Source organism: Microbacterium sp. GCM10027623 (assembly GCF_042666935.1).
Lineage (GTDB): Bacteria > Actinomycetota > Actinomycetes > Actinomycetales > Microbacteriaceae > Microbacterium.
In genome coordinates, this window is sequence record NZ_JBHTHE010000003.1 from 91,879 (window position 1) to 115,221 (window position 23,343).

The 23,343-nt window shown below is 70.5% G+C and carries 20 protein-coding genes; 14 read left to right on the top strand and 6 right to left on the bottom strand.

The window, feature by feature from the left end; translation table 11 throughout:
- Positions 1-31 precede the first annotated feature (31 nt).
- Both ACFQY2_RS12835 and cydC read left to right on the top strand, forming a co-directional pair.
- Complete coding sequence (locus ACFQY2_RS12835; RefSeq protein WP_378746257.1) at positions 32-844, top strand: alpha/beta fold hydrolase; 813 nt, start codon at positions 32-34, stop codon at positions 842-844.
- A 28-nt stretch (positions 845-872) separates the two neighbouring features.
- Positions 873-4,253, top strand: coding sequence for a thiol reductant ABC exporter subunit CydC (gene cydC, locus ACFQY2_RS12840; protein ID WP_378746259.1), 3,381 nt, complete (start codon positions 873-875; stop codon positions 4,251-4,253).
- A 148-nt stretch (positions 4,254-4,401) separates the two neighbouring features.
- On the opposite strand, the gene ACFQY2_RS12845 is transcribed toward cydC, so the two are convergent.
- Positions 4,402-5,220: a M56 family metallopeptidase gene (locus ACFQY2_RS12845; RefSeq protein ID WP_378746260.1), complete on the bottom strand. Its 819-nt coding sequence runs from the start codon at positions 5,218-5,220 to the stop codon at positions 4,402-4,404.
- A gap of 10 nt (positions 5,221-5,230) precedes the next feature.
- Positions 5,231-5,587 carry a BlaI/MecI/CopY family transcriptional regulator gene (locus ACFQY2_RS12850; RefSeq protein ID WP_378746262.1) on the bottom strand — a complete coding sequence of 119 codons (357 nt, stop codon included), beginning with the start codon at positions 5,585-5,587 and terminating at the stop codon, positions 5,231-5,233.
- A 155-nt stretch (positions 5,588-5,742) separates the two neighbouring features.
- Between ACFQY2_RS12850 and ACFQY2_RS12855 the strand changes: the two genes are divergently transcribed.
- The 4 genes from ACFQY2_RS12855 (at position 5,743) to ACFQY2_RS12870 (ending at position 9,307) form a co-directional block, all read left to right on the top strand.
- A complete protein-coding gene (locus tag ACFQY2_RS12855) occupies positions 5,743-7,338 on the top strand; it encodes a cytochrome ubiquinol oxidase subunit I (RefSeq protein WP_378746263.1) in 1,596 nt (531 codons plus the stop codon).
- Between the two features lie 27 nt (positions 7,339-7,365).
- Positions 7,366-8,403 carry a cytochrome d ubiquinol oxidase subunit II gene (cydB, locus tag ACFQY2_RS12860; protein ID WP_378746264.1) on the top strand — a complete coding sequence of 346 codons (1,038 nt, stop codon included), beginning with the start codon at positions 7,366-7,368 and terminating at the stop codon, positions 8,401-8,403.
- 82 nt (positions 8,404-8,485) lie between these two features.
- Complete coding sequence (locus ACFQY2_RS12865; protein WP_378746265.1) at positions 8,486-8,644, top strand: hypothetical protein; 159 nt, start codon at positions 8,486-8,488, stop codon at positions 8,642-8,644.
- A gap of 66 nt (positions 8,645-8,710) precedes the next feature.
- Positions 8,711-9,307, top strand: coding sequence for a gamma carbonic anhydrase family protein (locus tag ACFQY2_RS12870; RefSeq protein ID WP_378746267.1), 597 nt, complete (start codon positions 8,711-8,713; stop codon positions 9,305-9,307).
- A gap of 282 nt (positions 9,308-9,589) precedes the next feature.
- Here ACFQY2_RS12870 and gdhA read toward each other — a convergent pair whose 3' ends face one another.
- Positions 9,590-10,957, bottom strand: coding sequence for an NADP-specific glutamate dehydrogenase (gene gdhA / locus ACFQY2_RS12875; protein ID WP_378746268.1), 1,368 nt, complete (start codon positions 10,955-10,957; stop codon positions 9,590-9,592).
- A 116-nt stretch (positions 10,958-11,073) separates the two neighbouring features.
- Positions 11,074-13,740 (bottom strand): phosphoenolpyruvate carboxylase, encoded by a 2,667-nt coding sequence (locus ACFQY2_RS12880; protein ID WP_378746269.1) that lies wholly within the window; start codon positions 13,738-13,740, stop codon positions 11,074-11,076.
- Between the two features lie 130 nt (positions 13,741-13,870).
- Between ACFQY2_RS12880 and ACFQY2_RS12885 the strand changes: the two genes are divergently transcribed.
- The 3 genes from ACFQY2_RS12885 (at position 13,871) to ACFQY2_RS12895 (ending at position 17,437) form a co-directional block, all read left to right on the top strand.
- Positions 13,871-15,037, top strand: a complete 1,167-nt coding sequence (locus ACFQY2_RS12885; RefSeq protein WP_378746270.1) for a Na+/H+ antiporter NhaA — start codon at positions 13,871-13,873, stop codon at positions 15,035-15,037.
- A gap of 10 nt (positions 15,038-15,047) precedes the next feature.
- Positions 15,048-15,725, top strand: coding sequence for a MazG family protein (locus ACFQY2_RS12890; RefSeq protein ID WP_378746271.1), 678 nt, complete (start codon positions 15,048-15,050; stop codon positions 15,723-15,725).
- Between the two features lie 425 nt (positions 15,726-16,150).
- The gene (locus ACFQY2_RS12895; RefSeq protein WP_378746783.1) at positions 16,151-17,437 is read left to right on the top strand and encodes a histidine--tRNA ligase; all 1,287 of its coding nucleotides are present in this window, start codon (positions 16,151-16,153) and stop codon (positions 17,435-17,437) included.
- Positions 17,438-17,462: 25 nt separating this feature from the next.
- Here the strand turns inward: ACFQY2_RS12895 and ACFQY2_RS12900 are convergent, their stop codons facing one another.
- Positions 17,463-17,975: a VOC family protein gene (locus ACFQY2_RS12900; RefSeq protein WP_378746272.1), complete on the bottom strand. Its 513-nt coding sequence runs from the start codon at positions 17,973-17,975 to the stop codon at positions 17,463-17,465.
- 81 nt (positions 17,976-18,056) lie between these two features.
- Here ACFQY2_RS12900 and ACFQY2_RS12905 point away from each other — a divergent pair, with 81 nt between their 5' ends.
- On the top strand, positions 18,057-18,833 hold the full coding sequence (locus ACFQY2_RS12905; RefSeq protein WP_378746274.1) for a helix-turn-helix domain-containing protein: 777 nt from the start codon (positions 18,057-18,059) through the stop codon (positions 18,831-18,833).
- A gap of 4 nt (positions 18,834-18,837) precedes the next feature.
- Here ACFQY2_RS12905 and ACFQY2_RS12910 read toward each other — a convergent pair whose 3' ends face one another.
- Entirely contained in the window at positions 18,838-20,070 is a 1,233-nt protein-coding gene (locus ACFQY2_RS12910) for an APC family permease (protein WP_378746275.1), read from the bottom strand.
- 141 nt (positions 20,071-20,211) lie between these two features.
- Here ACFQY2_RS12910 and ACFQY2_RS12915 point away from each other — a divergent pair, with 141 nt between their 5' ends.
- The 4 genes from ACFQY2_RS12915 to ACFQY2_RS12930 are packed head-to-tail and all read left to right on the top strand — an operon-like array spanning position 20,212 to position 23,258.
- The gene (locus ACFQY2_RS12915; RefSeq protein WP_378746276.1) at positions 20,212-20,562 is read left to right on the top strand and encodes a GntR family transcriptional regulator; all 351 of its coding nucleotides are present in this window, start codon (positions 20,212-20,214) and stop codon (positions 20,560-20,562) included.
- Positions 20,559-21,584: a DUF1648 domain-containing protein gene (locus ACFQY2_RS12920; protein ID WP_378746278.1), complete on the top strand. Its 1,026-nt coding sequence runs from the start codon at positions 20,559-20,561 to the stop codon at positions 21,582-21,584. The genes ACFQY2_RS12915 and ACFQY2_RS12920 overlap by 4 nt, the downstream gene beginning before the upstream one ends.
- 26 nt (positions 21,585-21,610) lie before the next feature.
- Positions 21,611-22,567, top strand: coding sequence for a CPBP family intramembrane glutamic endopeptidase (locus tag ACFQY2_RS12925; protein WP_378746279.1), 957 nt, complete (start codon positions 21,611-21,613; stop codon positions 22,565-22,567).
- 31 nt (positions 22,568-22,598) lie between these two features.
- Positions 22,599-23,258, top strand: coding sequence for an O-methyltransferase (locus ACFQY2_RS12930; protein ID WP_378746280.1), 660 nt, complete (start codon positions 22,599-22,601; stop codon positions 23,256-23,258).
- The last annotated feature ends 85 nt before the right edge of the window (positions 23,259-23,343 follow it).

The window sequence follows — 23,343 nt, forward strand, 5'->3', positions numbered from 1 at the left end:
ACCGCGTGAGGCGATCCCCTAGGGTCGAATCATGGTGGAGTTGACGGCGACGCTGGATCGAGGCGATGCGGTGATCCGCTACCACGACAGCGGAGGATCCGGTCGGCCCGTCGTCCTCCTGCACGGTGCGGGCATGGATCACACCTCCTTCGCCGCACAGGCGGAGGCGGTCCAGGACGCCGGATACCGATCGGTGCTCGTGGACCAGCGGGGTCACGGGCGCTCCGCCCTGGCCGACGGCACCCGGTTCACCGCCGACGACGCCCTCGCCGACCTCGGCGCGCTGATCGACGAGCTGGTGCTGGATCGCCCCGTCCTCGTCGGGCATTCGATGGGAGGCAATCTGTCGCAGGCCTTCGTACGGGCGCACCCGGCGCAGGTCGGTGGGCTGATCGTCATCGGCGCGACGTGGAACGCCGGGCCCCTGACCCGCGCCGAGAGAGTCCAGCTGCGGATGGCGATGCCGGCTCTCCGGATGATCCCCGCCTCGCAGCTGTCCGCCCTATCCGCGAAGGCCTCCGCGGTCTCCGGCGCGGCGGTCGAGCGCATCCGACAGGTGTTCGCGCGGATGCCGAAACAGGTGTTCCTCGACGTGATGCGCGCCACGGCGTCGTTCGTCGAACCGGAGCCGTCCTCTCGCACCCCGGTCCCGCTCGGCCTCGTCGTGGGCGCTGAGGACCGCACCGGCAACATCATCACGGCGATGCGCGCGTGGGCCTCCGCCGAGGGTGTGCGGCTGCGTGAGATCCCCGGTGCGGGTCACGTGGCCATGGCGGATGCCCCGGATGCTGTGTCGGCCGCCATCCTCGACCTCCTGCGCGAGTGGGACGGCACGCCGGACTGAGAACTTCTACAGATGGTAGAATTCACGGGTGAGCGCTGAGACGAACCCGAACGACCCGTGGGTGGTCGAGGCCAGGCGGACTCGGCACGCACCGGGCTTCCGGCGGCCCGAGTTCGGGCCCGTGCCGAAGGCCTCGATCTATCTGCTGGGTGCGCTGGCCGCCGCGCGCGCGGTCGGACTCGTGCTCATCGCCGAGGCCGTCGCCCGCGGCATCGGAGCGCTGGCGGGCGCCGGCCTCACCCCCGCAGCGACGCGGATCATCCTGCTGTGCGGACTGATCGGACTGACCCTGCGCGCCGGCGGCGAGTGGGCGGCATCCGTCGTGGCGCGGCGCGTCGCCACCGGCGTCAAGCGCGAGCTGCGCAGTCGGCTGTGGCGGCGCATCGCGCAGGGTGAGGGAACCGGAGGCGGCACAGCGGTGCTCGCCGCAGACGGGCTCGACGATCTGGACGACTATTACGTGCAGACTCTGCCCGCGCTGATCAGCGCGGCCGTTGTCCCGCTGGTCGTCGGCGTGAGGATCCTCGGCGCCGACTGGCTGAGCGCGCTGATCATCGTGCTCACGATCCCGCTCGTGCCCCTGTTCATGATCCTCATCGGCAAGCACACCCAGCAGCGCACCGACGAGGCGCTCACCGCGCTGACCCGGCTCGCCGACCACCTCACCGAACTCGCCCGGGGCCTGCCCGTGCTCGTGGGTCTGGGGCGCATCGATGAGCAGACCCGCGCACTGGACGGCATCCAGCGCCGCTACCGGGCCCGCACCGAGGAGACGCTGCGCTGGGCGTTCCTCTCCTCGCTCGCGCTGGAGCTGATCGCCACCATCTCCGTCGCCCTCGTCGCCGTCGTGCTGGGGCTGCGGCTGCTGGACCGCTCGATGACGCTCGAGCCGGCGCTGATCGCCCTGATCCTCGCCCCGGAGTGCTTCCAGGCGCTCCGCGACGTCGGCGCGGCCTTCCACGCGTCGCAGGACGGACTGTCCGCCCTCGACCGGGCCAAGACCCTGCTGTCGAAGAAGCCGGCGCGCGACGTGCGACGCGGTCGCGCGGACGCGGTGACGATCGAGAACCTCCGCGTGCGATACGCCGGGCGCGCCGCCGCGACGATCACGGATCTGAACGCCGATCTGCACGGCATCGTGGCGATCACCGGTCCCAGCGGTGCGGGCAAGTCCACACTGCTGGCCGCGCTGGCAGGAATCCTTCCCGCCGACGCGGAGGTCACGGGGGCGATCCGCGGGGCGGATGCCGTCGCCTGGGCGCCGCAGGCGCCGAGGGCGTTCGCGTCGACGCCGCGCGAGGAGATGGCGTTGTACGGAGCGAGGGAGGATGCCCTCGCGGAGCTCGGCCTGGCCGCACTCGCCGACGCCGCCGTGGCGGAGCTGAGCCCGGGAGAGCTGCGGCGCCTCGCCGTCGCACGAGCCCTGGCGCGCGCGGATGCCGGGGCGACGCTGCTCGTGCTCGACGAGCCCACCGCGCACCTCGACCCCGCCGCCGCGCAGGTGGTGCGCGAGGCGGTCCTGCGCCGCGCATCGTCCTGCACGATCGTGTTCGCCAGTCATGAGCCGGAGACGCTCGCGCTGGCGGAGCAGCGCGTCGCCGTGGCCGTGGCCGTGGCATCGGCATCGGCGCCGTCGCTTCTGAAGGACATCTCCGCTTCTGAAGGAGAATCCGCCCTCGACCGTCCTTCAGATGTGCAGACGTCCTCCGACAGCACGCCGCACCAGTCCGAACCGACCCGCCGTCTCACGCTCTTCACGCTGCTGCGCCCGCACGCCTGGCTGTGGGCGGGATCGATCGGCCTGGGTGCCCTCGCGGCAGGGATGGCGGCCGCGCTCACCGCCGTGTCCGGATGGCTCATCGTGCGCGCCGGCGTCGAGGAGTACATCATGTACCTGCTCGTCGCCATCGTGGGCGTGCGGGCGTTCGGCATCGGACGCGCGGCCGGGCGCTACGCCGAGCGGCTCGTCACCCATCGGGCGGCCTTCCTGGTCGTGGACGCCCTGCGTCTGCGGCTCTGGCGCGCCATCGCCCGGCGTGGGGCCGGATCCCGCCGGCTGCTGGAGGGCGGAGCACCGCTCGACTACCTGGTGACCCTGGCTGACGACCTGCGGGATCAGTTGCCGCGGATCGTGCCGCCCGTCGGGGCGGGCGTCCTCGTCCTCACGGCGGCCATCATGACCACCGCGGCGGTCACTCCGCACCTCACCCTGCTCGTCGCGGTCGTGCTGATCGGCGCCGTCGTCCTCGCCATGCTGCTCGCCATCCGCGGTGAGCGCGGTGCCGGCGCGCAGCGCGTCGCGGCGCGGTCCGCGATCGTCCGCGGCACGTCGGCTCTGGCATCCGCCTCCGCAGATCTGCGCGGCAACGGCGTCACGGACCGCGCGCTGCGCGAGCTCGACGCGCACGCCGATCTGCTCGCGACGGCCGAACGGCGCGCCGCCTGGTCGGCAGGTCTCGGCACAGCCCTGATCACCGCCGCGACGACGCTGCTCGCGGTGCTGGCGCCGGTGCTCTCCACCCGCAACTCCGCCGCGCTGGTCTCGGTCATCGCGCTGCTCATGCTGGCCGTGCTGGAGCCGCTGGCCGATCTGGTGTCCTCGGCGCAGCGGATGCCGGCCCTGCGCGCCCTCCTCCGACGGCTGGACCCGATCCTGCAGCCGGTTCCCTCCGCCGAGTGGGGGTCACAGCATCCGGCTGCCACGCGCCGCCTCGCACTCGACGACGTCACGATTCGCTATCCCGGGGTCGCGCACGCGGCGGTCAGCGGCGTGTCCGGCGCCGTGGAGCGCGGCCGGTGGCTCGTGCTCGACGGGCCGTCCGGCTCGGGGAAATCCACGCTGCTGTCGGCGGTGATGGGCGCTCTCCGTCCGGCATCCGGCGCCATCCTCGCAGACGGTCTGCCGCTCACCGCGCTCGAGGAGCGCGCCTGGCGCGACCGCGTCGCGTGGTGCCCACAGGACGCCTACGTCTTCGACTCCACGCTGCGCGGGAACCTTCTGCTCGCCCGGGCGCGGGATGACGCACCCCGCGACGAGGAGATGCGCGACGCGCTGCACCGGGCCGGGCTAGGGTCGCTGCTCACCTCCCTCGCCGAAGGGCTGGACACCCGGGTCGGCGCCGGCGGCTCCGCGCTGTCCGGCGGCGAGCGCCAGCGCCTCGCGGTGGCCCGTGCGCTCCTCACCCGGTCGGACGTGATCCTCCTCGACGAGCCCACCGCGCACCTCGACGAGCCCACTGCCGCCGTCATGATGACGGATGTCAGGGCGGCCACCGCCGACCGGATCGTGCTGCTCGTCTCGCACCGCGCCGCCGACCGCCAGGACGACGACGAGATCGTGCGGCTCGTCGTCGGAACTTGCACAGACGGCATCCGCGCCGACGGCGTTCCGGCACCGGCGCTGCGCTGACGCGCCCCCGTTCACGCTGCACTTTTCGGTCGGCGCTGCGCAAATCGGCGCAGCGCCGACCGAGAACAGCAGCGCGAAGCGGGTGGCGTCCGAGAACAGCAGCGCGAAGGGATGCGCGCCTGCGCGTCCCGCGAACCGGGGCGCGGGGTCAGGCCGCGAGCCGGCGGAACCGGTCGCTCACGCGCGTCGACCCGGACACCGGCTGATCGGCCACCGCGCCGGAGACCCCGGAGGCGCCCACCTGCAGGATCGCACGAGCGAGCACCTCGTCGCGCACCTCGCGGCGCGCGTGATCGTCGGCGAGCATCTCCACGAGAGCCGCGACTTCGACTTCGGCGCGGGCGGCGATCGGGAACCAGGGCAGAGCCGACCGCCAGGCTCGGAACGCGAGCAGCAGCAGGTCGTGCCGCTGCTCCACGTGCGCCCGTTCGTGCGCGATCACAGCCACCAGTTCATCCGCATCCAGACGGTCCAGCAGCCCCTGCGAGAGCACCGTCACCGACCGCGCGCCGTTCGGCAGACAGTACGCGACCGGCACCGCGTCATCGATCACGCGCGTCCGCGCGCGAGTCGGATGCGGAGAGGTGAGCAGCTCGAGCAGGGCGAGATGCCGGTGGCGCTGTCTGGTCACCTGAACGATCGTCACGGCGAGGTGCGCGAGCAGGTAGAGGGCGAATGCCAACGCGGGGATCAGTGCCGGCAGCGGGTGCGCCGGCACTGCGGCGTAGCCGGCCAGGGCGAGCGCGCCGATCATCGACAGGCCTCCCGCCAGGCCGATCACCTGCCACAGCAGGAGCGCCATGACCGGTGTGCGCATCGGCCAGGATGAGCGCGAGAGGAGCACGGGCACCGGCCAGGCCAGCGCGAGCGCGAACACGCCGAGCACGACGGCCGCGGCGACGATCACGCCGTGGGGGATCACGAGCGCTCCCGTGACGGTGGCATCGACCTCCGCGAGCTCGATCATCGGGGAGGACTCAGCTCGTGCGTCCGAGCAGCTGACGCAGGATGGCGGCGTCCTCCACGGACACCCCGCCCACGAAGCGCTCCAGCACGGCGGTGCGATCGCCGGCATCGCCCAGCACCGCGTGCATGAGCTCGGCGACATGGTCGGCACGCGAGGCGATGGCCGTGTAATGGTGCGGCCGCGAGGATCGGTCGGAGCGGACGAAGCCCTTCTTCTCCAGGCGGGACAGCACGGTGAGCAGCGTGGTGGCGGCGAGGGAGCGGCCCTCGGACTCGAGCCGGTGCTGCACATCGTAGGCGCTCAGCGAGCCATCGGCGTCCCAGAGCGCGTCCATCACGGCACGCTCCAGCTCTCCGAGTGTTCCCATGGCGACCTCCTCCGTCGCGGCATTCCCCGCCGCGCTCCCTGATTCTACCATCCGTAAAAATTGTTCTATGCTGTGTCGAAGTAGTTCTACGAAGCGTAGAATTAAGGAGCGTCGGAGGATGCAGACCGGCGCCCGCATCGCGAAGGAGATTCCGCGTGGACGTGCTCGACATCGCTCGGTGGCAATTCGGCATCACGACCGTCTATCACTTCCTGATGGTTCCGCTCACGCTGGGACTGGGGATGATGGTCGCCCTCATGCAGACCCGCTGGGTGCGCACGGGGGACGAGAAGTTCCTGCGGATGACGAAGTTCTGGGGCAAGGTCTACCTGATCAACTTCATCGTCGGCGTCGCCACGGGCCTGGTTCAGGAGTTCCAGTTCGGCATGGCATGGAGCGAGTACTCCCGCTTCGTCGGCGACGTGTTCGGTGCGCCGCTCGCGATGGAGGGGCTGCTCGCGTTCTTCGTCGAGTCGACGTTCCTCGGCATCTGGATCTTCGGATGGGGGCGCCTGCGCAAGGGGCTGCATCTGGCCGCGCTCTGGTGCGCGGTCATCGGATCCTGGATCTCCGCGTTCTTCATCATCGTCGCGAACTCCTGGATGCAGCACCCGGTGGGCGTGGAGATGAGCGCCGACGGCCGACCGGTGATGACCGACGTGTGGGCGGTGCTCACCAACAGCACCGCGCTCGCCGCCTACACGCACACGATCCTCGGTGCGCTGGTCGTCGCCGGCATGTTCCTGATCGGCATCTCCTGGTACCACCTGTGGCGTCGCCGCCATGACGGCATCGACACGGTGGATGCGAGCGGTCGCGTGATCGTCGGCGAGACGGATGCCGCCCCCGGTCGTGACCGCAAGGACCATGGCGTCTGGCTGTGGTCGCTGCGCCTCGGAGCGGTCGTCGCGGTGGTGGGCTTTCTCGGCACCGTGGTGACCGGAGACATCCAGGGCAAGCTGATGTACGAGCAGCAGCCGATGAAGATGGCGGCGGCCGAAGCAGCCTGCCACACCGGCTCCTCCTTCTCGGTGCTGTCCCTCGGCGACCCGGGCTCGTCGGACTGCTCCGACGTCGTCACGCTCATCGAGGTGCCGGGCGTGCTCGGGTTCCTCGGCGCGGGCGAATGGGGCGCCGACATGCCCGGCATCCGCGACCTCGAGCCGCGTTACGTCGACCAGTACGGCGCCACCATCCCGGACGATGCGCTGTACGGCGCGCACGCCGGTGCCGAGATCGACTACGTGCCGCTGATGTGGGTGACCTACTGGGGCTTCCGCCTGATGATCGGCCTGGGCGCCGTCGTCGCCTTCGGCGCGGTGGTGGCGGTCTGGCTGACCAGGAAGGGCACCGTGCCGGCGTCGGCATGGATCATGCGACTGGCGCTGCTCGGCATCGTCGCGCCGTTCGCCGCGAACATCGCCGGCTGGATCTTCACCGAGCTCGGCAGGCAGCCCTTCGTCGTGGCGCCCAACCCCGATCCCACCGGAGTAGACGGCGTCTTCATGTTCACCGCTGCCGCCGTGTCGCCGGGCGTCACCGCGGGGGAGATGCTCTTCTCGGTGATCACGCTGAGCGTCGTCTACGGGGTGATGCTCGTGATCGAGGGCTTCCTCATGGTGAAGTACGTCCGCGGCGGCGTCGCCGCATCCATGCCCGAGCTGAGCGCCGACCGCGACGATCACGGCGACGCCGGCGGTGCAGTCGACAGCGGCGAGAGGCAGGGCGACGTGCTCGCCTTCGCCTATTGACCGGCCGATTCGAGAGGAACAAAGGAAATGGAACCGCTTCCCGTCGTCTGGTTCATCGCGATCGCCGTGCTGTGGATCGGCTACCTGCTGCTGGAGGGCTTCGACCTCGGCGTCGGCATGCACATGATCTTCTCCACGCGCTCCGAACGCGACCGCCGGGTCATGCTCAACACGATCGGTCCGGTCTGGGACGGCAACGAGGTCTGGCTGATCACCGCGGGGGCGGCGATGTTCGCCGCCTTCCCCGCCTGGTACGCCTCGTTGTTCTCGACGCTGTACGTGCCGCTGACGATCACCCTCGTCGGGCTCATCGTTCGGGCCGTCGGCATCGAGTACCGGGGCAAGATCCACACCGAACGCTGGCGGACGTTCTGGACCTGGATGATCGGTCTGGGCTCGCTCATCGTCGCGTTCTGCATTGGAGCAGCCCTCGCGCTGACCACCACGGGGCTGCCGATCGATGCGAACGGCGACCGCGTCGGAGGCCCCTTCGTCTGGCTGACGCCTCCGGCGGTGCTCGGTGGGATCGCCGTGGTCGGATTCGCGCTCGCGCATGCCGCGACCTTCCTGGGGCTGAAGGCCGACGGCCCGGTGCGAGAACGCGCCGGCCGGTTCGCGGCCCGCTGGGCGCCGCTGTGCCTGGTGCCCGCGGCGATCTGGGCGCTCCTGGTGCAGGGCGTCCACGGCGGCAGCGTGCTGTCCTGGACACTCATCGTGCCGGCCGCGGTGGCCGCGGTACTGGGGTGGCTGGCGGCCCGGCGTCGGAACGAGGGCTACGCGTTCATCGGGTACGCCGGCTTCGGCCTGTTCGGTGCGGCATCGATCTTCGCGGGGCTCTTCCCGGTGCTGCTGCCGTCGACCGTCGATGGGGCGTTCGATCTCACCATCTGGAACTCCGCCAACGGCCCCTACACGCTGGGCGTGATGACCGTCGTCGCAGCGGTCTCGCTGCCGGTGATCATCCTGTACCAGGCGTGGAGCTACTGGATCTTCCGCAAGCGGGTCACTCCCGGCATGATCCCTGAGGTGCACATCGTGCTGCCGGCCGTGCTGCGGGCCCGCTGACCGTGCGCTCCGGCGGATAGCTCAACGACGACCGTCGGTCAACTGCCTGGACGAGCGAGCGCTGCGTGTGCAGGATGGTGCCATGTGGACACTGCTGATCGTGCTGCTCGTCATCTGGCTCGGATTCTCGGTGCTGGGATTCGTCATCAAGGGACTGCTGTGGCTGGCTGTGCTGGGCATCGTGCTGTTCCTCGCCACCCTCGTGTTCGGGTTCATCCGCAACGGGCGTTCGCGCACGTGAAGCGCACTCGACGGTCGGCCTCGCTGCGCCCCTGACGGCACGCACCATGGACGCTAGTCTGTGGGCATGATCTACGAGCACCTCGGGGCTCGGCCCCGCATCCACGACACCGCCGTCGTGGCGCCGACCGCAGTGATCTCCGGCGATGTGGAGATCGGACCGGACTGCCAGGTGCTGCACGGCGCGGTGATCACCGCCGAGGGCGGGCCGATCACCCTCGGCGAGCACGTGATCGTCATGGAGAACGCCCTGATCCGGGCCACCGCCGCCAACGCCGTGCACATCGGGGCGCACACCTTGGTCGGAACGCTCGCCAGCATCGCCGGCGCGACGGTCGGCGAGGAGGTGTTCTTCGCATCCGGCGCCCGCGTGTTCAACGGCGCCCTGGTCGGGGCGCACTGCGAGATCCGCGTCAACGCGATCGTGCAGCGCCGTGCCGTGCTGCCGGAGGGGACGGTCGTGCCGATCGGCTGGGTCGCGGCAGGCGACCCGGTGCAGATGTTCTCACCCGATCAGGCCGATGAGATCGCCGAAGCCATGCCCGAGCTGGACTTCCCCGGCCACGTCTTCGGCGTCGACCGCGACACCCCCGACCTGATGGTGCAGCTCACCGAGCGCTATGCCCGCTCGCTGGCGCGCCACGCCGACGACCGCCGGCTCTGACCCGCTCCGGGCGCTCGCGCCGCGGCATCCGCCTCACCGATCGCGCCGCGGCATCCGCGTTCTGCTCCACATCCGCGTCCTCGTTCGCGCTGCTGTTCTCGCTCAGCGTTGCGCATATATCCGCCGCGCGAGATGAGAAGGATAGCGCGAACGGCGCGAGCCGACGAGATCAGCAGCGCGAGCCGAGGTCAGCAGCGCGAGCCGAGAAGAGCAGCGCGAACCGAGATCAGCAGCGCGAACCGAGAAGAACAGCGCGAACCGAGAAGTCGAAGACGGACCCGGTCAGATGACGCCCTGGGCCATCATCGCGTCGGCGACGCGCTCGAAGCCGGCGATGTTGGCGCCCGCGACGTAATCACCGGGGGTGCCGTAGCGCTCCGCCGCGCGGAAGGACGCGTCGTGGATGTCGGCCATGATGTCGCGCAGCTTCTGCTCGCTGTTCGCGAAGTTCCAGCGCTGCCGCGAGGCGTTCTGGCTCATCTCCAAGGCGGAGGTGGCGACACCGCCGGCATTCGCGGCCTTGCCGGGGGCGAAGAGCACCTCTGAGTCCTGGAACGCGCCGACGGCCTCGGGGGTGGAGGGCATGTTGGCGCCCTCCGCGACGGCGCGCACGCCGTTGGCGATCAGCATCCGTGCGGAATCGGCATCCAGCTCGTTCTGCGTGGCCGAGGGCACCGCGATGTCGACGGGCACCTCCCAGACGTTCCCGCCCTCGACGAAGCGAGCACCGGGACGACGGTTGGCGTACTCGACGATGCGACCGCGCTCGACTTCCTTGATCTGGCGCAGCAGGCTCAGGTCGATGCCGGCGTCGTCGATCACGTAGCCGGAGGAGTCGGATGCCGTCACCGCCCGCGCACCGAGCTGGGTGGCCTTCTCGATCGCGTAGATCGCCACATTGCCGGAACCGGAGACCGCGACGCGCTTGCCCTCCAGCGTCTGACCGCGCACGGCCAGCATCTCCTGCACGAAGAACACCGCGCCGTAGCCCGTGGCCTCGGTGCGCACCTGAGCGCCGCCCCAGCCGATGCCCTTGCCCGTCAGGATGCCGGATTCATGACGGTTCGTGATCTTGCGGTACATGCCGAACATGTAGCCGATCTCGCGGCCGCCCACGCCGATGTCGCCCGCCGGCACATCGGTGTGCTCGCCGATGTGACGGAACAGTTCGTTCATGAACGACTGGCAGAAGCGCATGACCTCGGCCTCGCTCTTGCCGTGCGGGTCGAAGTTCGACCCTCCCTTGCCGCCGCCGATGCCCTGACCGGTGAGCGCATTCTTGAAGATCTGCTCGAAGCCGAGGAACTTCATGATCGAGATGTTCACCGTCGGATGGAAGCGCAGTCCGCCCTTGTACGGGCCCAGTGCCGAGTTGTACTGCACGCGGTAGCCGCGGTTGACCTGCAGCCTTCCCGCGTCGTCGATCCACGGCACGCGGAAGATGATCTGCCGCTCGGGTTCGATCAGGCGCTCCAGGATGCCGTTGTCGGTGTATTCGGCGTGACGCTCCAGCACGGGCCCGATCGAGTGCAGCACCTCGTGGACCGCCTGGTGGAACTCCGGCTCGTTGGGGTTGAGGTCGCGGACCGTCTCGAAGACGGGCTGCGCCGCAGCGCTGAGCGGATGGAAATCGGCAGTGGTATCGGTCACGCGGGAAGCTTTCTCAAGGGCGGGTGGGGGATGCGAGCGATCGTGTCGCATGATGCTTCGCCGGATCAGGCTGAGTTTTCACCCTACAACCCTCTCCGGGGAGCCCTGACATCGTGTCATCCGGTGTTCTGCAGGCCTGCCGCGACCCCGCTGACGGAGAGCAGCAGCAGCCGCTGCAGGTCGGGGGTCTGCACGGGATCGGTCGCCGTCGTGCGCAACGCGCGCAGCGCGCGCAGCTGCAGGAGCGAGAGCGCATCCACGTACGGGGTGCGCAGCTGCACGGCGCGCTGCAGGATCGGCTTGCCGGTGAGCAGCTCGGCGCCACCGGTGAGCCGGATGACCCACTCGCGGGTCAGGCGCAGCTCGTCCAGCACGATCTCGGCGAGGTCCTCGCGGTCGCCGAGGGCGAGATACTCTGCGGCGATGCGCTCGTCGGTCTTCGCCAGGCTCATCGCGACGTTGTCGACCATGGTGTGCAGCAGCGGCCATTCGCGGTAGGCCTCGATCAGCGCCTGCTCGTCGCCGACCGCCTCCAGCGCTGAACCCAGACCGAACCACCCGGCCAGGTTGATGCGCGCCTGGGTCCAGGCGAACACCCACGGGATGGCCCGCAGGTCCTCCAGCGACTCCACGGAGAGTCCGCGTCGCGCGGGACGCGAACCCAGCGCCAGCAGGCCGATCTCCTCCATCGGGGTGACGGTCGCGAACCACGGTGCGAAGCCCTCGGCGCCGACCAGCGAGAAGAACCGGTCGCGCGACGCCACGTCCATGGTGGCGGCGATCGATGCGAAGCGCTCGGCGGCGTCGCTGATGCGCTTCTCGACGGTCGGAGAGGACGCGAGCAGCGTCGCGGCGGCGACCTGATCGATGTGCCGCATGGCGATGGCGGGCTCCCCGTACCGGGCGAAGATGACCTCGCCCTGCTCCGTGAGCTTGAAGCGGCCGTCGACGGAATGCGGCGGCTGCGCGAGGATCGCGGAGTTCGCAGGGCCGCCCCCTCGACCGAGCGCGCCGCCGCGGCCGTGGAAGAGGGTGAGGCGGATGCCGGCGTTTACAGCCCACTGCGCGATGTCGCGCTGGGCCTCGTAGAGGGCGAGTGTGGCGGCGACCGGGCCGACGTCCTTGGATGAGTCGGAGTAGCCGAGCATCACCTCGAGACGGTTGCCGGTGGCCTCCAGCCGTGCGCGGAACTCGGGGAACTGCACGACTTCCGCGAGGATGCCGGGGGCGGCCTGCAGGTCGGCGAAGGTCTCGAACAGCGGCACCACGTCGAGCACCGGCGCCTCGTCGCCGAGTGCGTGTGCGGCGAGCTTGTGCACGGCGGCGAGGTCCGCCGCCGAACGGGTGAACGAGACGACGTAGCGGCCCGCGGCGCGCAGCCCGTAGCGCTTCTGGATGTCGGCGACGGCGCGGAAGACCTCGAGCACCTCCTCGGAGCGCTCGCTGAGCTCACCGCCCGCCTCGATCTCGGCGAGCGTTTCGGCATGGACTTGCGAGTGCTGACGCACCTCGAGCTCGGTGAGGTGGAAGCCGTAGGTCTCCACCTGCCAGATGAGGTGCTGCACGCCGCCGAACGCGTGGCGGGTGGCTCCGGCGGCCGCCAGCGAGGTCTGCACGGTGCGCAGGTCCGCGAGCAGCTCCTCGGGTGCGGCGTACGCGCCGTCGGCCCCCGTGCGCGTGGCGTGCACGCGGTGGGCGAGCGAGAGCGCGACACGGCGGTGCGGTTCATCGGGGGAGCGCTTGGCGATCTCGGCCGCGACCTCGGGGTGCGCCAGATCGAACCGCGACCAGATGGCCGTCACCTCGGTGCTGGCCGGCGTGCCCTCGCCGTCGAGCGTGAGGGTGCGGCCGATCCGCTCGATCGCCCGCTCGATGCCGCGCAGCACGTGATCGGCGGCGATGTCGGCGGCCTCGCGGGTGACCGATGAGGTCACGAACGGGTTGCCGTCGCGGTCGCCGCCGACCCACGAGCCGACGCGCACGAAAGCGGGGACGAGCGGGGCGCTGCTGCCCGAGTCGTCACCGCGCAGTTCGTCGTCGATGCGCCGATACACGTGCGGGACGGTGGTGAACAGCGTTTCGTCGAAGACACCCATCACCGTGCGCACCTCGTCGGTCGGCGACGGCTTCTGCGCGCGCAGGGGGGCGGTGCGCCACAGGGTGTCGACCTCTTCGAGCATGCGCCGGTGCGCGCGCTTCTGCTCGGCCCCGCCCACGCTCGCCTCATCGTTCTGGGTGAGCAGCTCAGACAGGCGACGGATGCTGCTGGACACGGCACGACGGCGTGCCTCGGTCGGGTGTGCGGTGAAGACCGGATGGAAGCGCAGTTCGGACAGACGCTCGCGCGCCTTCTCGTCGCCGATCTCGCGTCGCAGCTGCGCGAACGCGGTCGACACGGTATCGGTCGCGTTCTCCCGGCCCGGCTTCCCTGCCCGCTCGCGCAGCACGCGCACCCGCTGGTGCTCCTCCGCGAGGTTGACGAGGTGGAAGTAACAGGTGAACGCGCGGGCGACCTCATCCGCACGCTCGATGGTGAACGAGTCGGCGATGGACGCAGCGCGCTCGAACGCTTCGTCGCCTTCGGCTTCGGCTGCCTGGATGGTAGCCAGACGCAGACGCTCGACGTCCTCGAAGAGGCCGGGAGAGCCGGATTCCCGCAGCACCTGGCCGAGCAGACCGCCCAGCATCCGCACGTCCGCACGCATGCTGTCGGGAATGCCGTTGGACGCTTCGAATCGGCTGATGACGCGGATGGCTTCGGTGTTCGTGGGCTCGGGCGGCATGTTCCGAGAGTATCCCGCGACGGATCGGCCTCCGTTCTTCGTGACGGGGCTCCCGCCCGCCAGCCGGGGCTCGTCGGTGTCCGTCGATGCTCGGGGGTGCCCGTTCGGGGAGAGCTCTAGCATGGAGGGGATGCGCATCTCGGCAAACCCTCTCCGCGGCCAGCAGTTCCCCGCCGCCCTCCTGCTCGCCGCGGCAGCCCTCGGGCTGCTCTTGGCCAACATCGCGACCCACGATCCGATCGCCGCCGTGCTCCACACGCACATCGCGATCCCGGGCACACCCCTGGACCTGTCCATCGAGGAGTGGGTCGCCGACGGGCTGCTGGCGATCTTTTTCCTCGTCGTCGCGATCGAACTGCGTCACGAACTCACCCACGGTGAGCTGAATTCCCTGCACAAGGCCCTTCAGCCGGCGATCGCCGCGGCCGGTGGTGTGATCGTGCCGATCGCCATCTACCTGCTGATCGCGGGTGGCGAGGGAACCCGCGGCGGCTGGCCCATCCCGACCGCGACCGACATCGCCTTCGCCCTCGGCGTGCTCGCGATGTTCGGCAAGGGTCTGCCGCCGGCCGTGCGCGTGTTCCTGCTCGCCCTGGCGATTCTCGACGACATCATCGGCATCATCTTCATCGCCGTGCTTTTCGCGCACGACGTGAACTGGCTGATGTTCGCGCTCGCCGTCGTGGCCGTGGTGATCTTCGCGCTGCTGAGCCGGATGCTGGCGAAGTCCGGGTCCTCGGGGATCGGCGTGCTGATGGGCGTGGTCGGCGTGATCGCCTGGGGGCTGATGGCTGTCTCCGGCATCCACGCCACGATCGCCGGCGTGCTGCTCGGCCTGTTCATGTCGCCCGCTCCCGCCGAGAAGACGCGACACGCGCTGGAGCCCACGGTCAACGGGGCGATCCTGCCGGTCTTCGCCTTCGTGGCGGCGTTCGTCGTCATCCCGCAGGTGTCGCCGAGCGAGCTGTCACCGGCGTTCTGGGCCATCCTGGTTGCGCTGCCGGTCGGCAAGATCATCGGAATCACCGTGTTCGGCTGGGCGAGCCTGCAGCTGCGCCCACGCGGCACCGCGCCCGCGCTCGTGCTCCCCGACCTCCTCGCCGCGGGAGTGCTCGGCGGCATCGGGTTCACCGTCTCGCTGCTGCTCGCGAACCTCGCCTTCGCCGGCGAGGGAGCCGTGCAGGACGAGGCGATTCTGGGCGTCCTCGCCGGCTCCCTGATCGCGCTGATCCTGTCGGGCGTGGTCGTCTCGATGCGCGCGCGGCACTACCGGATGCTGGCGGCCGCGTCCGCCTGAGGAGGATGCCATGACCGATCCGCGCGAGAAGACGAACCCGCCAGTGGCCGACCCGCTGACGGTGGGCGACCCGCTGCGCGCGGCGGCGGAGACCATGCGCCAGGTGCGCGAGCGCTGCGTGTGGTCGCAGCGCATCACGCATCGCGACCTGGTCCCGTACCTCATCGAGGAATCGTACGAGCTCATCGACGCGGTCGAGAGCGGCGACCGCGCGGAGCTGCGCGAGGAGCTCGGCGACCTGCTGTGGCAGGTGCTGTTCCACGCCGCCGTCGCGGCTGAGGATCCCGACGATCCCTTCAGCATCGATGACGTGGCGCGGGGACTCGCCGAGAAGATGGTGCGGCGGCATCCGCACGTCTTCGCCGGGGCTGTCGCCACCACTCCGGAAGAGGTGCTGGTGCACTGGAACGCCGCGAAGGCCGAGGAGAAGCGCACCCGGCGCAGCGTGCTCGACGGGGTGCCGAGCGGCATGCCCGCACTCGCCCGCGCGCAGAAGGTGCTCGGGCGCGCGGCCGACCTCGTCCGGACGTCGGAGGCAGCCTCCGCACCGACATCCGAGGCCGATCTCGGCGACGCCCTGCTGGCGCTCGTGGCTCAGGCCCGCGAGAACGGATGGGATGCCGAGCGCGCCCTGCGCGAGCGCCTGCGACTGCTCGAGGACGACGTCCGCTCCGCCGAATCCGCCTGACGCGCGTCTTCGTCCGCCGGGTCCTATCCGGCATCCGGCTCCCCGCCTGGGTCGCGTGAGTGCCGGGGGGAGCCGAATGTCGGTTCTGGGCCCTGCGAATCGGCATCCGCCTCCTCGCCTGGGTCCCGGTGGTGCCCGGGGGGAGCCGAATGACGGTTCTGGGCGCTGGGAATCGGCATCCGGCTCCTCGCCTGGGTTGCGTGTGGTGCGCGGGGGAGCCGAGTGTCGGTTCTGGGCGCTGGGAATCGGCATCCGGCTCCTCGCCTGGGTTGCGTGTGGTGCCCCGGGGGAGCCGAGTGTCGGTTCTGGGCGCTGGGAATCGGCATCCGGCTCCCCGCCGGAACACGGCGACCGAGGATGCCGTCGGCCGGACGCTCCGGACCTGGAAAGATGGACGAGTGGCAACCGTGAACCCGCCGCGCGGAATGCGCGACTTCCTCCCCGCTGACAAGGCCCGCCGCGAGCGCGTGCTCGCCGTCATCCGCGAGCGCTACCGCGCGCACGGCTTCGACGAGATCGAGACTCCCGTGGTCGAGGAGTACGACCGACTGCATGCCGGCATCGGCGGCGACAACGAGAAGCTCTCCTACAACATTCTGCGCCGCGGGCTCGACGCCGACGCGATCAGAGAGGGCGCGGACGACCCCGCGGCGCTCAGCGATCTCGGCCTGCGCTACGACCTGACCGTTCCGCTCGCGCGCTTCTACGCCACCAACCGGGGTCAGCTGCCCGCGGTGTTCCGCTCCATTCAGATCGGCCCGGTCTGGCGCGCCGAACGCCCGCAGAAGGGGCGCTATCGGCAGTTCGTGCAGTGCGACATCGACATCATCGGCGACGACAGCGCCCGCGCCGAGGCCGAGCTGATCACCGCCTCCCTGGACACCATCGACGCCCTCGGGCTGGAGGGCGGGACGGTGCGCATCAACGACCGCCGCGCGCTGGAGTGGATGCTGGACTCCTTCGGCTTCACCGCGGATGAGCGGCCGGGCGTGCTCATCACGATCGACAAGCTCGACAAGATCGGCTCCGACGGGGTGGCCGCCGAGCTGCGAGGCCGCGGCACGACCGCATCCGCCGTCGACGCCTTCGAGACGTTCCTCGCCCGCCCGCAGACTCTGGAGTACAACCCGTACGGCGAGCGGCAGATCCGCAAGGCGCTCCCCGCGGGTGCGCCCGACGAACTCGTCGCGCACCTCGTGGGCCTGGGCGAGGCGGTCGTCGCCGCACGCCCCTCGACAGGCTCGGGGACCCACGTGGAAGAGGAGCCGCCGCTCGTCTACGACCCGTTCCTCGTGCGGGGAATGGGCTACTACACCGGCACGATCTTCGAGCTCGCGCACCCCTCGGTGAGCTACTCCCTGGGTGGCGGAGGACGCTACGACGGCATGATCGGACGCTTCCTCGGCCAGCAGGTGCCCGCGGTCGGGTTCTCGATCGGTTTCGAGCGCATCGTCGACCTGGTCGCCGCGCAGGAGGCTGAAGCCGCGCAGTCCATCGTGCTCATTCACGACGTCGACGTCCCCGTGACCGAACTGCTGGCGCACAAGACCGCGCTGCTGCGCAGCGGCGCCGCCGCCCGCGTGCGCCTGGAGCGCCGCACCAAGAACCTGAAGGCGCTGCTGGAGCGGTCCGCGGGCGACGGTTACACCGGTTTCGCGTCGGTGCGCGTCGGCGACGAGCCCGGTGCGGTGGAGGTCAAACCGCTCTCCTGATCCGCCGCTGACGGAGAGCCGCCACTCAGTCTGCAGAACCCGCCGAGACGGATGACGCCCACTCCGCGACCCGGCGGGCGCTCTCCTCCTCGGAGATGTCCTCGATCCGGGTCATGACCGACCAGCGCACGCCGAACGGATCCCGGATGCTGGCGAAACGATCGCCGGACACGAAGTCCGACGGCGCCTCGCGGACGACCGCGCCCGCCTCGACGGCTCGCGCGACCACCGCGTCGACATCGGGCACGTAGAGTCCCATGGAGTAGCAGTCGTCCTCGCCGGTCGGCGGGGCCACCAGATGGTAGTCCGGGGACGGCTCGCCCAGCTGCAGGCAGCCGGTGCCGAAGTCGAGGTCGGCGTGCGCGACGACTCCGCCGAACTCCGTGACGTCGACGACGCGGGCGCCGAAGACGTCCCGATAGAAGGCGATCGCGCCCGCCGCGTCGGGAATGGCGAGGAAGGGAGTGAGCGAGGTCGACCCGTTCGGGCGGCCGTCGGTGGTGTGCGTTCCGGTCAGGCCGGGCTGGGAAGTGTTCATGATCCGACGGTAGGAGAGCGCGGGATGGCGGGGCTTGGAGATTCGCGACAGATGTCGCCGCCGGCAACTATCCTCGGTGGCGTGATCGATGCAGGACGGGGAGTGCTGTACCCCGAGCGGATGCCGAGGTTCCACCGCCTTCCCCCGACCGCCGCCGCCGCGCACCTGGTCGCGTGGTTCTGGATCCCCGAGTGGGATCTCGCAGAGGGACAAACCTCACGGCAGGACGTGGTCGCCTATCCGGCCCTGAACCTGGTGGTGGAGCCGTCGCACGTCGAGCTCGTCGGGGCGACCACCCGGGCGACCCATCGGGATCTGACTGGCAGCGGATGGGCGGTCGGGGCGCTGCTGCGCCCCGCGGCGGTCGTGGCGCTGACCGACGATCCTGCGGGTCTGCGCGACACGTCGGTGGTGCTGGATGCCCCGGATCTGCTCGACCCGCTCGTCGCGGCGATGAGCGGTCGCGGTGACGACCGGCTGGGCGAAGCGGTCTCGGTCATGTCGCACTGGCTCGCCGACCACGCGGGGACGCCGACGGATGCCGTGCTGCATGCGAACGAGACGGTGGATCTGCTGATGACGGACGCGGACCTGCGCACCGCCGAGCAGGCCGCCACCCGCCTGTCGGTCTCGTTGCGCACCCTGCAGCGCGTGACCCATCGCCATGTGGGACTGCCGCCGCTGGCGATGATCCGGCGACGCCGGCTGCAGGAAGCCGCGCAGAGGCTGCGCGAGGACCCCGGCGCAGACCTGGCCGCGCTCGCCGCCGAACTGGGATACGCCGACCACGCGCACCTCACCGGCGACTTCCGTGACGTGCTCGGCATCGTGCCGAGCGGGTATCGGCGGAGGGCCTGAGCGCTCAGCGCCGCGTCGAGACCCGCAGCCGCACGGCGCGGTAGACGACGCCGATGAGCACGACCGCGGTGCCGATCACCGAGGCCAGTGCGGGCAGCGTGCTCACCAGCACGAGGCAGCCCAGCGCACCGATCACCTGCAGCGTCTGCGGATAGCGCCGCACGTCATCTCCCTGACGGAGCGCAGAGGCGTTCGCCAGCAGGTAGTACAGCAGCACGCCGAAGGAGGAGAAGCCGATGGCGCCGCGCAGGTCGGCCACCAGCACGACCGAGATGACGATCAGGGCGATCGCGACCTCGGCCCGCCGCGGCACCTGCCAACGGGGGTCCACGGCCGCAAGCCAGCGCGGCAGGTCCGCCTCGCGCGCCATGGCGAGCGTGGTGCGCCCGATGCCGGTGAGCAGCGCGAGCAGGGCGCCCAGGGATGCTGCGGCGGCTGCGACCCGCACCACGGGTCCCGCCCAGGACCACCCGCTGGCGGCGATGACGTCCACGACGGGATGGGCGCTGCCGACGGCGTCGGCTCCGACGACGAGCATCACCGCGAGCGCGACCAGCACGTAGACGACCACCGCGCCGCCGAGAGCCAGGACGATCGCCCTCGGGATGCTGCGCGCCGGATCGATGACCTCTTCGCCCATCGTGGCGATGCGGGCGTAGCCGGCGAAGGCGAAGAACAGCAGCCCAGCGCCCTGCAGCACGCCGTATGCGGTCGCATCCGGCAGGGGAGCGGGGGCCGCGGTGGGGGCGGCGGTGACGCCTGCCGCGACCGCGACGGCGAGTCCGATCAGGGCGACGACCACGAGGATGCGGGTGAGCAGGGCGGTGCGGGTGACTCCGAAGCAGTTCACGGCGCCGAGGGCCGCCACGGCCACAACGGCGACGAGTGTGCGCCACGGCGCGGGAGCCGCGTAGGCCGCGAAGGTCATCGCCATGGCCGCACAGCTGGCGATCTTGCCGATCACGAAGCACCAGCCGGCGACGAACCCCGCCCAGGGGCCGATCTCTGCCCGCGCGAAGGAGTAGGTGCCGCCCGAGATCGGGTGCACGGCCGCGAGCTGCGCGGATGAGGTGGCATTGCAGAAGGCGACGAGGGCGGCGACGGCGAGCGCGATGAGGATGCCCGATCCGGCCGCTCCGAGGGCGGGCGACCACACCGCGAAGACGCCGGCGCCGATCATCGAGCCGAGGCCGATGGCGACGGCGTCGGTCACCGTGAGACGACGGGCGAGAGACATTCGTCCATGGTGTCAGTGGAAGGTGAACAACGGGAGACCTGGGTCCGGTCACGCGCGGCATCGAGCGTGAGCTTCGACTATTGATCTACTTGTACTAATTGATCTAGCCACATTAGAATAATCGGGATGAAGGAGGTCGGCATGCTGATCCGAGTCGATCCCGACAGCACCAGACCGCTGTTCGAGCAGATCGCCGCGTCCGTGCGCGGGGATGTGCTGTCCGGGCGTCTGCGTCCCGGCGACCGCCTGCCGTCCGCCCGAGAAGTGGCGGATGCGGTGGACGTGAACGTGCACACGGCGCTGCGCGCCTACCAGGAGCTGCGCGACGAGGGACTGCTGGACCTCCGCCGCGGGCGGGGTGCCGTGATCTCCGCCTCGGCGGGGCCGTTGGTGGACCTCGCCCACGACATCCGCGCTCTCGTCGCCCGCGCGGCGTCGCTGGGCATCGCGCCTGCGACTCTCGCCTCTCTCGTGAAGGAGACCACGCTGTGAATGATGATGTCCGCCGCTCCCGCACCGCCTTCGTCTGGGTCGGTCTGATCGCGCCGCTCGGGCTTCTCGTCGTTGCCGCGGCGACCATCGGCTCGTGGATGCCGGTGCTTCCGGACCCCATGGCCATTCACTGGGGTTCCGACGGCGTGAACGGATACGCGCCGAAGTGGGCGTACATCCTGCTGGTGCTCGGCGTCGGAGCGGCTGTGGTCGTCCTCACCGGGCTGATCGCCTGGGGCGGCCACCGCCTTCCGCAGAGCAGTCTGGCGCCTGCCGTCGGCCCGTGGTCGGCGACGACGAGGTTCATGGGCGCACTCAACCTCGGCCTCGCCGCGCTCATCGGGTTCATCGCGGTCGCGGGCGCCTGGTTCCAGCGAGGGCTGACGGATGCCGCCGACACACCGGACATCGGCATTCCGACCCTCATCGGGTTCGGACTCCTCGCGCTGCTCGGCGTGCTCGGCTGGTTCCTCCAGCCCGCGAGCCCGGCGAGTCCCGAAGACGGCACGGCTCCGGCAGGCAGCATCCCGCTGGCCCCTGGCGCACGCGCGGCATGGTTCGGCACCGCGACGATGGCGCGGAGCGGCATGATCGTGCTCATCTCGTCGCTGGCTCTGCTGGCCGTCATGACGGTGTTCCTGGCCGCGGCCGGCGAGGGCACCTGGTGGGTTCTCGCGGTCGTCACGCTGGCGATGGTGCTTCTGGTCGGAACCATGGTCGTCTTCCGCGTGCGCGTGAACGGGCAGGGACTCCGAGTCCGCTCGCTGCTCGGCTGGCCGAGCAGCCGCATCGCGCTGGAGCGCATCGAGAAGGTCGAGACCGTGCAGCTGGATCCGCTCCGCGAGTTCGGAGGATGGGGATGGCGTCTCGCCGTCGACGGTCGCCGAGGAGTGGTCCTGCGCGCAGGGGAGGCGCTGCAGATCACCCGCACCGACGGCCGCATCTTCGTCGTGACGGTGGAGGGGGCATCGGTCGCCGCCGCCACCCTGGAAACCCTGCGCACCCACGTGCACGACGCCTGAACGAACCGTACACAGAGGAGACGATCATGATCCGCATCCGCACGCTGGCGATCACCGCCTATGTCGTGCTCGCATTCGCCCTCGCCTGGGCCGCGGCGCTGCCCCTCTGGCTCGGCGACGGACTGCGTGAGCCGTCCGCCACGCTGCTGCTGACGGTCATGATGTACACGCCGGCTGCCGCCGTGCTCATCGTCGTACTGGTGATGCGGCCGATCCCGAAGGGGCAGCGGCTGCGTTTCCTCGGCATGTGGACGCTCCGGCCCGCCAAGCGGGTGATCTGGCTGAGTGTGCTCGGCCTGTTCGGGACGATGGCACTGATCGCCCTCGCGATGCTGCTCTCCGCCGGGTTCGGATGGTTCCAGGCCGACTTCGCGGGGCTCTCGGGCTTCCGGCGCGCCATCGAGGCGACGGCGCCCGCCGGCGCGGCGCTGCCACCCACCGAAGTGCTCGTCCTGACCCAGCTGATCGCGGTGCCGTTCGCCGCCGCCACGATCAACGCGCTCGCCGCCTTCGGTGAAGAGGTGGGCTGGCGAGGCTTCCTGCTTCCGGCGCTGCGCCCGTACGGCACGTGGCCCGCGCTGCTGATCAGCGGGGTGATCTGGGGACTCTGGCACACCCCGGTCATCCTGCTCGGCTACAACTTCGGGCGCACCGACGTCACCGGGGTGCTGCTCATGACCGTCGGGTGCCTCGTGTGGGGCGTCCTGCTGGGCTGGCTGCGCCTGCGCAGCGCTTCGCTCTGGCCCGCGGTCTTCGCGCACGGGGCGATGAACGCCACGGTGGGAGTCCCGCTGCTGTTCGCCGCAGCCGACGCGACCTTCGACCCTGCCTGGGCGTCCGGACTCGGAGCATCCGGGTGGATCGTCGGCGGCGTCGTCATCATCGTCCTGCTGCTGACCGGTCAGTTCCGGCGTCAGCCCGCGCTCGCCGGACCGCGCGATGCCGTGGCCGCGCCCGCCGCGTCCGCGCAGCCGGAGGCTTGACCCGCGATGCGCGCCGGGGTTGAGTGAGGGGATGGACTCCACTCCGAGCGCCTGGCGCGCCGCCGACGACTTCCTCGCCGAGACCCTGGTCGGGCACGACCCGGCGCTCGACGCCGCCCTCGCGGCCCAGCGCGCCGCCGGCATGCCCGAGATCGAGGTGGCGCCGGTCGCCGGAAAGCTGCTGAACCTCCTGGTGCGCATCGCCGGCGCCCGACGAGTGCTGGAGATCGGCACCCTGGGCGGCTACTCGACCATCTGGATGGCGCGTGGCGTGGGCGATGCCGGTCGCGTCGTGAGCATCGAGGCCGAGGCTGCGCATGCCGAGGTGGCTCGACGCAGCATCGACGCCGCAGGAGTGGGGGAACGTGTGGACATCCGCGTCGGCCGCGCCGTGGACGTGCTGCCGACACTCGTCGGCGGGTTCGATGTCGTCTTCATCGACGCCGACAAGGAGTCCAACACCATCTATCTGGACTGGGCGGCCAAGCTGGGGCATCCCGGCACAGTCGTCATCGTCGACAACATCGGCCGCGAGGGCGAGATCGCGAACCCGGATTCTTCGGATCCGATGGTGATCGGCACGCGGGACGGGCTGCGGATGCTGGGAGAGGATCCGCGATTCGATGCCACCGCGCTGCAGACCGTCGGTCTCAAGGGGTGGGATGGCGTCGCGGTGGCCGTGCTGGTCTGAAACGCCGAGAGCTCTCGAAGGGCGCATGACTAGACTGAACGGCGGATCGACGTCGCTCCACACCCCCTTCCCTCCCTGAAAAGGA